Genomic DNA, 15,257 nt, shown 5'->3' on the forward strand with positions numbered 1-15,257 from the left:
GGATTTTAATTATGATCGTCAGAACTCTAGATGAATGCCGCAACAGCGAACGACGTGTTGTTTCAGATAACTGGGAAAGTGTCCGCATGTTGTTGAAAGACGACAACATGGGTTTCTCTTTCCACATCACAACGATTTATGAAGATACAGAAACTCATATTCACTATCAAAACCACCTTGAATCGGTGTTTTGTATGAGTGGTGAAGGTGAGATTGAAGTTGTAGGTGGAGAAACGTACCCAATCAAACCAGGTACATTATACATCCTTGATAAACACGATGAGCACTACTTGAGAGCTTATAAGAATAAAGAAATGGTAATGGCGTGTGTGTTTAACCCACCGATTACTGGCGCTGAAGTGCACGATGAAAACGGTGTTTATCCTCTCGTTGACTAAAAGATGATGGTGGGGTGCTTTGCCACCCCACACTTTACTATCTCTTCTTTTTTCTTTTTAAAGTTACCAATCAAAAAAGGCTTATCATGACATTTACCGTAGAAAAAATCGGCGGTACATCAATGACAGCATTTGATGCTGTTCTCGACAATATTATTCTTCGTCCCAAAACACCATACAATCGTATTTTTGTCGTATCTGCATACGGTGGTATGACCGATGCGCTGCTCGAGTGTAAAAAAACCAGTAAACCAGGCGTTTATCAGCTTATCGCGAAACGCGACGACAAATGGGAAGAAGCGTTAGCGTACGTTGAAAGCCGTATGTTGCTGACCAATGAAAATATTTTTGCGGACCCAATGAATCGTATCCGTGCGGATAAATTCATTCGCTCCCGCATTGCTGAAGCGAAAAACTGTATCGCGAATATTTTAGAAACCTGTCAGTACGGTCAATTTTCGTTGCGCCAGTACTTGCCTCAAATTCGAGAGTTTCTCTCGTCTATCGGTGAGGCACATAGTGCTTACAACACAGCACTAAAACTAAAAAATATGGGTATTAACGCTAAGTTCGTTGACCTGTCTGGTTGGGATAATCAAGCGCCAAGAAGCCTTGATGAGTCGATCAGTGACGCGTTTTCTGATATCGATGTATCAAAAGAACTGCCAATCGTGACAGGTTATGCTTACTGTAAAGAGGGCCTAATGCACACTTATGACCGAGGTTATAGTGAGATGACATTTAGCCGAATTGCAGCAATAACAAAAGCGGATTTAGCAGTAATTCACAAAGAGTACCACTTGAGCTCAGCAGACCCACGCGTTGTTGGCCCTGAAAAAGTATTACCAATTGGTAGTACAAACTATGACGTAGCAGACCAACTTGCGAACCTTGGCATGGAAGCGATTCACCCAAATGCCGCTGCGGGTTTGCGTGAAAGTGGTATTGAGCTACAGATTAAAAATACATTCGAACCTGAACACGAAGGTACTTTGATCTCTTCAAGCTATCGTCCGGAAGAAGACAAAGTCGAGATTATCGCAGGTAAAGAAAAAGTATTTGCACTGCATTTGTTTGACCAAGCAATGGTGGGAAAAGCCGATAACGTTAGTTACGAATTGATGGAAATCATCTCCGATGCTCGTGTAAGTTTGGTTGGTAAAGAGATGAACGCTAACTCTATTACTTACTATCTAGGTGGCAGTACTGATAGCTTAAACAAAGTATTGTATAAAGCCGAGAAACGTTATCCGAATGCCTCGATTAAAGGTCGTATGGTCGCGCTTATCTCAGCCATCGGTTCTCAAATTGATACCAACAAGACGTTGGCGAAAGGTGTGCTTGCATTGATGAATAATGGCGTTACGCCAGTTGCACTGCACTCATCATTGAGAAATGTAAATGTTCAATTTGTTGTCGGTGATAAGGAATACCAGCACGCGATTTGCGCATTGCATGATGAGTTTTTCCAAAGTAGCAGTTTAGCTAAATCGGTTAATGTGGCTTAGTTTATCCACGGTTAAAATACAAAGGAGAGCAGGTTAGCTCTCCTTTTTTGTTTTTCAGTTTGTACTTTTGCATAGTCTAAACAGACGATTTAAGTAAGTTCCTATGTGGCGATACACATAAGCCAGCAGAATGGTCTGCTGGCTTATGTTACTGATTAACTAACGTTAACTTAGTTTACTTAAACTTGCTGATTTCTTGTTCAACTTTGTCTAGTTGTTGCAGCTTCTCTTGCATTTTTAGAGAGTTGTAGTTTAGTGAAGCAGGGTTCATCGCTGTGCCACGTTGCATTGGGTATTCTGGAAGTGTTTTAAAGAACTCTCCCACAACGTCTTGTACAGGTACAAATAGCCACATGTTGTCAGCCATCCAACGCAAGTACATTTGTGATTCGCTTGGGCCTTTTTCGAATGGGTCAGCGCGTAGGTGGATGATTTTAGGCCAGTTCGGAGCAAAACGAACTGCGTTACTTAGGTTCCCTTCAAGCGTTGCAAAGTGAAGTTTCCAGTCATTCCAGCGGACAGCGTTTAATTCACCATTAGACGTAAAGTAAAGCAGCGACTCACGAGGGCCTTTTTCTTCCTTACCTTCAAAGTATGGCATGAAGTTATAACCATCTAAATGTACACGCCACTCTTTGCCATTTGCTTTGTAGCCTTCTGCCAGTTTTTCTTTTACATCAGGTACGCCAGCAGCTGCCAATAATGTAGGCAACCAGTCTTGGTGTGCCATCATTTCATTGATCTTGGTTCCTGGCTTAATTACGCCTGGCCAACGAACCAGTTGAGGAACACGCATACCGCCTTCCCAAGTTGTACCTTTTTCACCATGGAATGGTGTTGCGCCACCATCTGGCCAAGTCATGGTTTCTGCGCCGTTGTCCGTTGAGTAGATAACGATAGTGTTGTCTGCAACACCTAGCTCATCCAGCTTGTCGAGTAAAACACCTACATGATCATCGTGTTCCAGCATACCATCGGCATAAATGCTTACGCCTGATTTACCTTGGTATTTTTCCTGCAAGCGAGTCCAAACGTGCATACGAGTGGCGTTATGCCAAATAAAGAAGGGTTTATCCGCCTTAACTGCTTTTTCCATAAATGCCAAAGAGCTCTCTAGGAACTCTTCATCTGCGTGCTCCATACGTTTTCGTGTCATCGGGCCAGTGTCTTCAATCTTACCGTCGGCATAAGACTTAATGACACCACGAGGGCCATAGTTTTTACGAAACTCTGGGTCTTTAGGGTAGTAATAAGTTTCAGGTTCTTCTTCTGCGTTTAGGTGATATAAGTTACCGAAGAATTCGTCAAAGCCGTGTTTGGTCGGTAAGTGCTTATCTTGGTCACCTAAGTGGTTTTTACCAAATTGACCCGTCATGTAACCTTGTTCTTTTAACAGATCTGCAATGGTTGGCGCCCAATCAGGTATGCCGTGGTCAGAGCCTGGCATACCAATTGTTAACAAACCCGTACGAAATGGCTCTTCACCCGTAATAAAGGCCGCGCGACCAGCAGTACAAGACTGTTGTCCGTAGTGATCTGTGAACAACGCACCTTCATTCGCGATACGGTCGATGTTTGGCGTTTTGTAACTCATCATACCTTGGTTGTATGCGCTGATATTCCAGTAGCCGATATCGTCACCAAAAATTGCCAGAATATTCGGTTTGTCGGCTGCCATAGCAGCACTGGACGCCGCTAACAGTCCTGCGCCCACAGCGATTTTGCTCAATTGATTTGCCATAAAAACTCCAGATTGTTGAGAGTAAAGATAAGCACAAGTGAGCCTTATGCTTAGTTGCTGCATAAGTTAATGATGTATATAGAAAAATCCTCTTATACTCGATATAACCATAAGTTATTGCTAGGTTGTAACCATTTGTTAATTAAGAAGAAATAGGATTGTTCTATTAGTTTGTAGAGATTCGTAAAGTAGATTTAGATCACTTAAGAGCCTTATTTTTATTGCGTAGTAGAAGAGGGGATGGAAATGAAAAGCAATAGGATGCTCGCTTGTTTTACGGTCCTAAAGCAATACTAAAGTCGTTATGTATTGCTTGTAATTATTTGTATAACCAGTGATTTAGTGTCTATATTGATTTAGGTTGTACATTATAAATATAAGGATATCTATGAGTCAGTGGGCAGGCCGGTTTCGCATTTTATTGCTGGTCAACGTTGTTGTCAGTTTTATGGCTTTTTCTCAAGAGTTATTAACAGAGAAACCAAATATTCCTTTAGGCTTAAATCCAGAATATGCTGGCACACAAGCTTGTATAGATTGCCACCAAAACGAGGTGGAGGCCTGGAAAGGGTCACATCACGATATGGCCATGAAGCATGCAAGTACAACCTCTGTGCGTGGTAATTTTGATAACCATGTTGTAACACACAAAGGAATGCCTAATCGTTTTTTTAAAAAAGGCGGCGAATATTGGGTCAACATTCAAGGCTCTGACGGGCAATGGCATGACTATAAGATCAGCTATACATTTGGCTGGGAACCATTACAGCAGTACATGGTCGAGTTTGAAGATGGCCGCGTGCAGCTTATTCCTTTTGCTTGGGACACAAGAGCTAAAGTTGAAGGGGGACAGCGTTGGTTTCATCTTTATCCAGAAACGACAACAACGGATGAATTCTATTGGACCAATACCGGGCAAAATTGGAACTTCATGTGTGCTGATTGCCATTCAACGAACCTAAAGAAGAATTACGACGCTGACAAAAACACTTACAACAGCTCATGGTCAGAGATTAATGTGGGATGCGAAGCATGCCATGGTCCCGCTAGTCAGCACATAGAACTGGCCAAGAAATACAAAAATGCTGGCACTTCTTTTGAGCATGACAGCCATTATGGCTTTGATCGAAATTTGTCTAAAGCAGTGTCGGACTGGGTGTTTGAGGAAGGCCATAGTACGTTACAGCCGAAATCAATTGAAGCAACCAATCAAGTGCAAACATGCGCTCAATGCCATAGTCGCCGAACCCAGTTAAATGAAACAGGTGATCATGTTAAAGGTTCCTTTTTTGATAAATATCGCTTAAGTCTTATAACACCTGAACTCTACTATCATGATGGACAGATTTACGACGAAGATTATGTTTATGGTTCGTTTCTTCAATCTGAAATGGCGGAGAAGGGGGTCACGTGCACTAATTGCCATGATCCACACACGGCAGAATTAACGATCCCAGAAGAGGCAGTATGTTCGCAATGCCATATTGCATCTGAATATACACCTGAAAAGCATACCTTTCATAAGGCTGGATCTGAAGCATCGCAATGTACGACCTGTCACATGCCAGAAACGACTTACATGCAAGTCGATCCTCGTAGAGACCACAGTTGGCATATTCCACGACCGGATTTGAGCAAACATATTGGAACGCCCAATGTTTGCATGTCATGCCATGAAGATAAAAGCAATCAATGGGCCGATGAACAGATAGCAGAATGGTACCCGAATTCGAAGTATCGTAATCAGCAACATTTTGCTGTCGCATTTTATGCGGATTCAATTGGTCATCAAGGAGCAGCAAATGCGTTGGCATACTCTGCTCAGGATTCGTCTTTAAAAGACATTATTCGCGCCTCAGCCCTGGAGAGAATGGGGGGCAACACTGACCAAAATACAACAGTATCTTTGGCTAGGGCCGTTAAGAATGAGAATGAAATGGTTCGATTAGGGGCAATTTCAGGCTCGTCTGGTTATGAATTTCATGATCGGTGGCGGATTCTAGAGCCATTGCTTGGTGACCCGGTGCTTTCAGTGAGAGCGGAAGCTGCCTCGGTGCTGGTAGCGAACTACGCACAAATGACCCCTTTACAAAAAGATATCATTAAATCACCTTTAGAAGAGTACATGGAAATTCAAGAGTTTAATGCCGATCGTGGTTTCGGAAGAACCAATTTGGCGAATGTGTACCGCAGCTTAGGTGAAATCGACAAAGCGGCCGAGCTGTATAAACAAGCGATCAGCATCGAACCCTATTTCGAAAATAGCTACGTTAACCTAGCAGATTTGTATCGTCACCTAGGTAAAGAAGAAGCTGCGCTCACGGTGCTACAACAAGGGATGAAAGCTCAACCTAAATCCAGCACGTTACCATACAGCGCAGGTCTTTCTTTGTTGCGTCAAGGCAAAGCTGATGATGCGAAAAAGCTACTTAGACGCGCCGCAGAAATTGGTGAAACTAATGCTCATTATTGGTACGTGTACGGTCTAGCCCTAGAAAAAAGCGATGTTCTAGAAGCCAGTAAAGCGTTGCAAACAGCATTTGAAGTCGGTGGCAATCCACAGCACTTGTATGCTCAATGCGAGGTTCTAGCGAGAAATCATAAAAAAGGTGCTGTCGCTTTTGCTTTCGATAGGTGCATACAAGAGCTTAGTCACTATGCACCTAAACAAGCTATTGATCAGCTTAAAGCCTCTATTGTCGGGGTCAATAGGAGCTAATTACCAAAAGTGGAGCTTTTATCGCTCCACTTTTTTCTTGCTTAGTTTAATCAGCGTCTTTCGCTAATCTCAGCCCCATGTCGGACATGATGACTGACTGGCTAGCAAAATCGCGACGATAGTTTTCGGATTCGTCAGCATCATAGGCAAAGCTACCACCTCGTACAGACTTGTGTGCAAGGCTTTCTTTTTCATCTTTTGCGTTTACCGGATTATCACTTGGTGCTGATTTGTAATAGCCTTCATCAAACGCATCAATAACAAACTCACCAACATTACCCGTCATATCGTATAAGCCAAGCTCATTCGGTTTTTTCTGACCTACCTTGTGTGCCTTATTGTTTGAGTTACTGGCATACCAGGCAACGTCGTTAATATCATCAGACCCCGCGTAAGTGAATCCTTGACTTAGATTCCCCCCTTTCGCTGCAAACTCCCATTCTGCTTCTGTGGGTAAACGATAGTGCTCTCCCGTTTTTTCATTCAATTTCTTTATAAAATAATTGGCTTGTTGCCAGCTAATGTTATTCACGGGCGTATTTGGGTTTCTAAAATAACTCAGAGAAGAGCCTGTAACCGATTCGAATAACTCTTGGGTTACCTCAAATTTTGCCAAATAGAAATCTTCCACGCGAACGGTGCGGGCCGGGCGCTCGGATTTATTTGCTGATGGATTATCCGAGCCCATCGTAAATTGTCCGCCTTCAATAAGAACCATATCTTGATCGATTTTTTGAGCAAGAGGGCTAGGTTGTGTTGTTGCACATCCAGTCATAATTAGCGAAATCGAAATAGCGGCACCAAGGTAAAGAGTATTACTTTTGGAATGCTTCATAGGGGAGCTCCATCAACATTTATGATCAAAGAATTTTATCAGGCAAGTCTATGAAAAACAGTTATACACACTATAACAAGCGCCACGAATAATTGAACATTATCATCACACTAGGCGATTAACTTAATAATTAGTCTTAACGCCGTTGGGCACAGGCTAGCAACTAAGAAGGTGATGAATGCACATAACTCAAGGTCCGCAGTTCAATGGAAAAGCATCCAAGCGATTACATGTCATGGCGAAACCTATCGGTGCAGTGTGCAATATCGATTGCACCTATTGTTATTACCTAAGCAAACAAGATTTACTTGAGTACAAGCCAGGCTGCTCACCAGTCATGGATGAGGAAACGCTAGAGACCTATATCCGTCAATATATAGCGGGACAGAATACACCTGAAATCATTTTCTCTTGGCAGGGTGGTGAGCCGACAATGCTAGGTTTGGATTATTTCAAGACAATTGTTGAGCTACAGAATAAATACCGTCCCGATGGCATTACGATCTCCAATGATCTCCAGACTAATGGCACACTGCTTAACGATGAATGGTGTGAGTTTTTAAAGGCGAACAACTTTCTCGTCGGTTTAAGCATTGATGGCCCAGAAATGATGCACAACGCTTACCGAACAAACCGAGCTGGTAGAGGCACATTCCGGCAAGTTATGAATGTGGTTGAATTATTACATAAGCACGAAGTAAAGTTTGCTACGCTCACTTGTGTTAACAACTTGACCAGCCGTAACCCACTTGAAGTGTACCGATTCTTGCGAGATGAAGTACGCTCCCCTCAAATGCAGTTTATTCCAATAGTTGAACAGAAAACATTCAGAACAACCGCCCCTCAAACTTGGGAGCCAAACGAGCAACTAAAGCAAGGAGATAAACGGTTGATCCCAGGTCATAAAGATGCCGTTGTTGAGCCTTTTTGCGTTGCGGATGAAGCATGGGGAAATTTTCTGATCGCGATTTTCAATGAATGGGTTTTACACGATATCGGCAACGTGTTTGTGCAGTACTTTGAAGCCAGTATCGAAACCTGGATGGGCAGAAAAAACCCACTGTGTACGTTAGGTGAAATCTGCGGGAAGGGCTTAGCAATGGAGCCTAATGGTGATGTGTTTGCGTGTGATCATTACGTGTACCCAGAATATAAGGTTGGAAACATTCATCACGAAAAGCTCGATACGCTCGCTTATAGCTCTGAGCAGCAGAAATTTGGGTTTGCTAAAAGTCGTACGCTGCCCCAACAGTGCCTTCAATGTGATTATCAATTTGCATGTTTTGGAGAATGTCCCAAAAACCGTTTTATCCGTACTAGGCAAGGTGAGCCTGGTCTTAATTATCTCTGCGCGGGTTGGAAGAAGTTTTTTACCCATGTTGATCAGTCGATGGCGTACATCTTACGAGCGACAGGTAACCCAGTGGTTCACGGTAAATACAGTGACCAGATTCTACGCCAGCAAGCTACTCAAACACAGACTGTGTTTGAAATGAAGTTTTAAGATAGTCACTACGCCTGCTACAGGCCCGGAAATGAAAGAATATAGGTTATTGAATGCAAAAAATTAAGCTGCTCTCTAAATCATTACTCGTGATCTCGATCGGCATTGCTGCGAGTCAAACAACAGTGGCACAAGAAACAACATTGCTAGACCCAGACCAGGTATCGCCGACAACGGTTGTCACTCCACAAGAAGCTCAAATGACACCGGCGCAACGAGTCGAAAAGCTGTCTTATGATGCGCAAAATAAAAAGTTGTCTTCAGAAAAACGTATTGATGCTTTACGTGAGTTAGCCAACTATCCAAGCCAAAATGCGTTGGTTGCAGTTGCGCGTGGGTTGCAGGATGAAGATGCAGGTATTCGCGAAGCTGCGATTGTGGGAGCACAGCCATATATGATTGAGCACCGTTGGCGTTTGATTTCACCATTATTGAGTGATGACGCCGCCATGGTGCGAATTACAGCAGCGATTAACCTCGTTCGAGATTACGCCAATTTGAGTTCAGAGCAACAGCAGTCACTTGAAGGGCCTGTTTCAGAGCTGACAGCACACTTGTCCAGTAAGAACGATAATGTTTCCAAGTTATTACTTGCAGACGTTTACCGTTGGCATCGTGATTGGGATAAAGCGGCGCTGATATACCCAGAGTTAACTAAGCTTGAGCCAAACAACCCTCAAGTTTGGTTAAGCTATGCAGACAACTTCCGAGCGCAACAGCTAGACCAAAAAGCTATCAACGTGCTTGACGAGGGTATCAAGCTAAATTCAGAAGATGCCTCGCTGCATTATTCTAAATCTCTCGCTTTGGTTAGATTAGACAAAAAGAAAGAAGCGGCGTTTGAAATAGACAAAGCTGCGACGATGGCAAAGACGAACAGTTACTTTTGGTATTTAAATGGTGTTCTGCAAGAAGAGTTAGACTTGAAGAAGTCTGTCAACGCTTTTGAGCAAGCGTATTTGATATCCGGTGCTCCAGAACAATTGTATGCCGTGTGTGACATCTATGTTAGATACGGCAACCCTAAAACGGATGACTGTTTAACAGAGCTAACGAAGGTCGCTCCCGACTATGTTATTGAAGAGCTCAATCAGAAAAAGGGACGTAAAAGTGCCCCTACATCAGTTGAAGCCAATGAATTTAAACTCTAATCGTTAAATTCCATGTTTCTATTTTAATAAAATAGTGGATTAGATTGGTGACATTGTCACTTTCTGGTGGCCGTTGCATATTTCAGTTCAATATGCGCCTGTTTCAATTGAACTATACTTTTGATTGGATTCGCACCTAGCACCTCAATATAAGGAATTAAGATGGCTATAAAGTTAAAGGCGATTGTCTTAGCAACAGGTTTTGCTCTGTCTAGTTACGCTGTTGCTGCTGATATGCAAGATCCACTTCCGTCATGGAACAACACTGACGCTAAGCAAGCTATTGTGGCGTTTGTTACGAAAACAACGACCCAAGGTTCGGATTCCTATGTGCCTGAAAGCCAACGAATCGCGACGTTTGATAATGATGGAACACTTTGGGCAGAAAAGCCTGTTTATCTACAGTTGTTTTTTGCGATCGATAGAGTAAAAGAAATGGCCTCTGAGCATCCTGATTGGAAGATAACCGAACCCTTTGCTTCCGCATTAAAAGGCGACATGGAGGGGATTGGTAAACAAGGACTCGAAGGTGTAATGAAGCTTGTTATGGCAACCCATTCTGGAATGTCTACTGAACAGTTTCATCAAGAAGTTAAGGAATGGTTGAAAACGGCTGTCCATCCAACAACGGGTAGACCATACACTGAAATGGTCTATCAACCTATGCTCGAACTGCTCGACTATTTAAGAGCGAACGACTATCAGACCTACATCGTTTCTGGAGGCGGAATTGAATTTATGCGCGTTTGGGCGCCGGAAGTATACGGCATTCCAACGCAAAACATCGTGGGAACGACGTTAAAGGCGGAATATCAAAGTGTTGATGGAAAACCTACCATCCAACGTATGCCGGAAATAGACTTTGTCAATGACAAAGCAGTAAAGCCTGTGACGATCCAAAACTTCATTGGCAAACGTCCGGTAATGGCGTTTGGTAATTCTGATGGTGATTTACAGATGCTAGAGTGGACGAAAGCAGGTTCAGGTCCAAGATTTTCTGCGATTATCCATCACACGGATGACAAGCGCGAATGGGCGTATGATAAAGATTCTCATGTTGGTAAGTTAGATAAATCGTTTAAAGTAGGTGAAGAGCAAGGTTGGCTATTTGTCGATATGAAACAAGATTGGAATCAAGTGTTTAAAGAGAGCACTAAATGATAATCTTTGTTTGACCATAACTTGCTGCAACCAAACAATTGCAACGAAATAAAAGGCCTCACAATTGAGGCCTTAGTTAATTCCACAGTAGCTTCGATACCTAGGGTCTAGTTTCTAGGTTGCTGTGTCATTGTTTCTACCACTTTTTCAATACTTAACGAGCTACCTTTCGTTGCAGGGAACTCCTTAAATGTCTCTAGGAACTTACGCACGATAGCTTGAGCAGGAACGAACATCCACATTTGATCAGCGTAAAAATGTCTGACGTAAAGTGCTGCATCTGGACCGACCTCGAATGGGTCCATACGAAGGTTTACAATCAAAGGCCAACTAGGTGTTTTGCGGTATGCCTCATTAATGGCACCCTCCATAATACTGAAGTGGATCTTCCAGTCTTTATAACGAACGGCGTTTAAATTACCACCAGCATCGAAGTAAAAGATTTCTTTGCGTGCGCCTTCATCAGCTTTACCAGTCAGCAGATCAAGTTGGTTGTAGCCATCTAAATGTGCTTTAAAGGTTTTGCCCGCTGCTTTATGACCCTTCAATAGTTTTTCTTTCACATCAGGTTCGCCCACAGCTGCGAGTAGAGTTGGCATCCAGTCTTCTTGTGAAAAGATATCGTTGATAACCGTTCCTGCTTTAATGTATCCAGGCCAGCGTACCATCATCGGAACGCGGAATCCGCCTTCCCAAGTCGTACCTTTTTCGCCCTTGAACGGTGTAGTACCACCATCTGGCCAGGTAAATTTCTCAGCGCCATTATCGGTACTAAAAACAACAATGGTGTTATCTGCTACGCCTAGCTCTTCAAGTTTATCAAGCATGACACCTACTTGATCATCTAGGTCCATCATGCCATCGGCGTATAAGCCGTAACCTGACTTCCCTTGATATTCTTCACTCAAATGTGTCCAGACGTGCATACGGGTTGAGTTATGCCAAATAAAGAATGGTTTGTCTTCTTTTACTGCTTTTTCCATAAAGGCCAAGCTAGCATCCATGAACTCTCGGTCTACGTTTTCCATACGCTTACGAGTAAGGGGGCCTGTGTCCTCGATTTTGCCATCCGCAGTCGCCTTCAACACGCCTCGAGGTCCGAATTTTTTACGAAACTCTGGATCTTTTGGATAAAACTCAGACTCAGGCTCTTCTTCCGCGTTTAAATGGTATAGGTTACCAAAGAACTCATCAAACCCATGGTTAGTTGGTAGGTGCTCATCTTGATCACCAAGGTGGTTTTTACCAAACTGACCAGACACATAGCCGTGATTTTTAAGTAACTCTGCGATAGTAGGATCTTTCGATTGAATACCCTCTTTTGCGCCGGGCATACCAATAGTCAATAGACCGGTACGAAACGGATGTTGACCCAGAATAAATGAGGCTCGTCCGGCAGTACAACTCTGTTGTGCGTAAGCGTCTGTGAAAATGGCACCTTCATTGGCGATTTTATCAATGTTAGGAGTCTTCCCTCCCATCATACCATTGTGATACGCACTAATGTTGTATACACCTACATCGTCACCCCAGAACACAAGGATGTTGGGCTTATCGGCAGCAAAGGCTGTGGACGCAGCTAATGTACCGACCAATGCCATTACCTTTTTAATCGAGTTTCGCATGAAAATCCTCCGCGATAAATGAATCCATTATCGTTATATAACGTTACTAATTGTGTTCATCATGGCGAAGTCGAGTGAGATGACACCAAATGAGACAATGTAGTTAGTTGAATATAGTAGAGGTTTTTTGTTGCTTCCAAGTAATCCCTGTTTTTCAAAAATGTTAATTAACATGAACTAGACTTTAGTGTGTTTTAAGTGTGATAAGACGCACTTACAGGATTAAATTTCAATGAAAGGCGACACTATGAAAAATAAACTAGCAACTATCCTGTTTCTATGTATCCCGTTAGAAGTGGTTGCGGAAGAGACACCAAATGTCGTAGTAATGTTGGTTGATAACCTTGGGTGGGGGGAATTAAGTTCCTATGGGAGTACCAGAGGTGTTGAAACCAAAAACTTAGATCAACTTGCTAGAGAAGGTGTACGCCTTACTAATTTTAATGTGGAACCGCAATGCACACCAACTCGCTCCTCATTCATGACGGGGAGGCGAGCGCTTAGATCTGGGACAGATAAGGTTGTTTGGGGAGTGCCTTACGGTATGGTGAACTGGGAAATAACCATTGCAGAGAAGTTTAAGGAACAAGGATATAACACGAGCCTTTACGGGAAATGGCATTTGGGAGACCAAAAAGGACGCTTTCCAACGGATCAAGGCTTTGATGAATGGTATGGCATTGCAAATACGACGGATGAGTCAGAATATAGCTCTCAACCCGGTTATAAAGCTATATTACCTAAACCTCAAATCCTTTCAGCTAGAGCAGGGCAGGATCCTAAAGGGGTCAAAGAATATAATTTGGACTCACGTAGAACGATTGACAGTGAGCTAGTTGAACATGCCACAGATTTTATAAATCGAAATGTGAAAGAGAATAAGCCATTTTTCTCTGTAATTACTTTTACTCAACCACATTTACCGACGCTACCTCATCCTGATTTTATTGGTAAAACAGGCAAAGGAAATTACTCAGATGTGTTAGCTGAGATAGATTTTCGAGCTGGGCAAGTTATTGGTGCAATAGAAAAAGCAGGAATTAAAGACAATACACTAGTGATTTGGTTTTCTGACAACGGTCCAGAGTGGCATATGCCATACCAAGGCTCTAGCGGACCATGGCGTGGTGCGTACTTTACGGCTCTTGAAGGCTCTCTCCGAACACCATTTATTGCCTCTTGGCCTAACCACATCAAACCGGGCAGAGTGAGTGATGAAATTATCCATGTTGTGGATCTATTTGCCTCACTTTCTCATGTCGGTGGATACAAATTACCAAGCGATAGAACAATAGATAGTATTGATCAGTGGGCCTTTTTAAAGGGAGATAGTGAAAAGTCTAATCGAGATGGTTTTATCGTTAACAATGGCTCTGAAACCTACGCTTATAAGTGGGAAAATTACAAGATGCACTTTATTGATCAAGATATCATGCCGGAGAAAGGGCGCCCATTACAGATCCCTGAAATATACAATTTGATTGATGACCCTAAAGAGGAGTTTGATTTAAGAAATAATGCCACATGGTTATTTCCTATCATGATAGGAAAGAGAGTAAAGTTTGAATCTTCCGTTGCAACAAGCTGCGATACGATTCCTTTCCCTGCTCCATTTGGATATAAGCCCGATTGTAGCAAGGGGAATTTCAATCAATTTCCAGTGGATGGGTTACGCCAGAAGTAATTTACCCCAATGGCTCTTTCTCGCATACATGAGGTATGTTTTTGGTTCAATATCTCATTAGAGCCATTTAGGGCCATGTTTTTTCTAGTTTCATTTGAACAGTCACATTCGTCGACCATACTTAAAGTTCGTTGTTTCATATGGGGCGAATTATGCAGCCAATACTCTACATTCAAGTCGGTAATGTTCTTTGGGCGGTTTTAAGTGACGGTTCTTGGATCCAAATGTTGCCTAACGAACAATTAGTTCCAGAAGTAGAGGTGGTTGTTCTTAATACTGACATTCTCGATATTGCATTTAATGAAGATACAACAAGTGAGGATGAATCGAGTTCGAATGATCTTTTAATTGCTTCTCAAAACGGTATTGAATCCACTTTTAATCAGAGCGTTCGAGATTTTAGTGAGTCTTCTGGTGGGTTAAGTTCTGTTGCCTATATTCGCGCTGTTTTACCTGAGCAACTCGTTTCTAATGGCTATGTTACTAGGCCAGCAGTGCAAGAAAGAGAAAACCCAACTTCTGAGACTCAGGCTCCTGAGCGGTTGAATCCCGATGCTATATTAACGGTGGATATTCTTGATGGCGGCGATGGATACGAAAACCAGTTTGAAGTTCCTAGTGTCACGATTCAAGGTGACGCACTCAAGATAAGCGATGAGTGGCTTGTTACTATCACCATTACCGACAGCCTCAATAATTCCATTACTGTTACAACGACCGTAGAGAATGAGGCTTATACCCTATCAGGCGTTGATCTGTCTTCTCTTGCTGAAGGGCCGCTTACGGTGACTTCTGTGGTTTCTGACATTTATGGCAATAACCTGAACGCCGTCGATACGACCATTAAAGATACGCTTGCAACGGTGAACGTCAATTTTGATGGTGGAGGGGATGAGTATTTAAATCAGTACGAAATCGCGACTACTCGCCT

At 42.8% G+C, this 15,257-nt stretch carries 11 protein-coding genes; 8 read left to right on the top strand and 3 right to left on the bottom strand.

Annotation, left to right across the window (positions count from 1 at the left end; all coding sequences use genetic code 11):
• Positions 1-11 precede the first annotated feature (11 nt).
• The gene (locus R8O70_RS16120; protein ID WP_005377769.1) at positions 12-398 is read left to right on the top strand and encodes an ectoine synthase; all 387 of its coding nucleotides are present in this window, start codon (positions 12-14) and stop codon (positions 396-398) included.
• Between the two features lie 86 nt (positions 399-484).
• The gene (locus tag R8O70_RS16125) at positions 485-1,906 is read left to right on the top strand and encodes an aspartate kinase (protein WP_258624262.1); all 1,422 of its coding nucleotides are present in this window, start codon (positions 485-487) and stop codon (positions 1,904-1,906) included.
• A 175-nt stretch (positions 1,907-2,081) separates the two neighbouring features.
• On the opposite strand, the gene R8O70_RS16130 is transcribed toward R8O70_RS16125, so the two are convergent.
• Positions 2,082-3,647 (bottom strand): arylsulfatase, encoded by a 1,566-nt coding sequence (locus R8O70_RS16130; protein WP_138939901.1) that lies wholly within the window; start codon positions 3,645-3,647, stop codon positions 2,082-2,084.
• Positions 3,648-4,035: 388 nt separating this feature from the next.
• Here R8O70_RS16130 and R8O70_RS16135 point away from each other — a divergent pair, with 388 nt between their 5' ends.
• The gene (locus R8O70_RS16135) at positions 4,036-6,366 is read left to right on the top strand and encodes a tetratricopeptide repeat protein (RefSeq protein WP_047100659.1); all 2,331 of its coding nucleotides are present in this window, start codon (positions 4,036-4,038) and stop codon (positions 6,364-6,366) included.
• A 46-nt stretch (positions 6,367-6,412) separates the two neighbouring features.
• On the opposite strand, the gene R8O70_RS16140 is transcribed toward R8O70_RS16135, so the two are convergent.
• Positions 6,413-7,141: a formylglycine-generating enzyme family protein gene (locus R8O70_RS16140; protein WP_372034459.1), complete on the bottom strand. Its 729-nt coding sequence runs from the start codon at positions 7,139-7,141 to the stop codon at positions 6,413-6,415.
• Between the two features lie 238 nt (positions 7,142-7,379).
• Here R8O70_RS16140 and R8O70_RS16145 point away from each other — a divergent pair, with 238 nt between their 5' ends.
• The 3 genes from R8O70_RS16145 to R8O70_RS16155 all read left to right on the top strand — a co-directional run bounded on the left by R8O70_RS16145 (position 7,380) and on the right by R8O70_RS16155 (position 11,017).
• On the top strand, positions 7,380-8,705 hold the full coding sequence (locus R8O70_RS16145; RefSeq protein WP_258624266.1) for an anaerobic sulfatase maturase: 1,326 nt from the start codon (positions 7,380-7,382) through the stop codon (positions 8,703-8,705).
• Positions 8,706-8,758: 53 nt separating this feature from the next.
• Positions 8,759-9,856, top strand: a complete 1,098-nt coding sequence (locus R8O70_RS16150; RefSeq protein ID WP_025766714.1) for a hypothetical protein — start codon at positions 8,759-8,761, stop codon at positions 9,854-9,856.
• A 162-nt stretch (positions 9,857-10,018) separates the two neighbouring features.
• A complete protein-coding gene (locus R8O70_RS16155; RefSeq protein ID WP_258624268.1) occupies positions 10,019-11,017 on the top strand; it encodes an HAD family hydrolase in 999 nt (332 codons plus the stop codon).
• Between the two features lie 107 nt (positions 11,018-11,124).
• Here R8O70_RS16155 and R8O70_RS16160 read toward each other — a convergent pair whose 3' ends face one another.
• Positions 11,125-12,642, bottom strand: a complete 1,518-nt coding sequence (locus tag R8O70_RS16160; protein WP_154204626.1) for an arylsulfatase — start codon at positions 12,640-12,642, stop codon at positions 11,125-11,127.
• Between the two features lie 247 nt (positions 12,643-12,889).
• Here R8O70_RS16160 and R8O70_RS16165 point away from each other — a divergent pair, with 247 nt between their 5' ends.
• Both R8O70_RS16165 and R8O70_RS16170 read left to right on the top strand, forming a co-directional pair.
• Entirely contained in the window at positions 12,890-14,326 is a 1,437-nt protein-coding gene (locus R8O70_RS16165; protein ID WP_225455402.1) for an arylsulfatase, read from the top strand.
• 152 nt (positions 14,327-14,478) lie between these two features.
• Positions 14,479-15,257: hypothetical protein (locus R8O70_RS16170; RefSeq protein ID WP_318184258.1), on the top strand; the 779-nt coding region annotated here is incomplete at its 3' end.

It is taken from the genome of Vibrio sp. 779(2023) (assembly GCF_033344285.1).
Taxonomy (GTDB): Bacteria; Pseudomonadota; Gammaproteobacteria; order Enterobacterales; family Vibrionaceae; genus Vibrio; species Vibrio alginolyticus.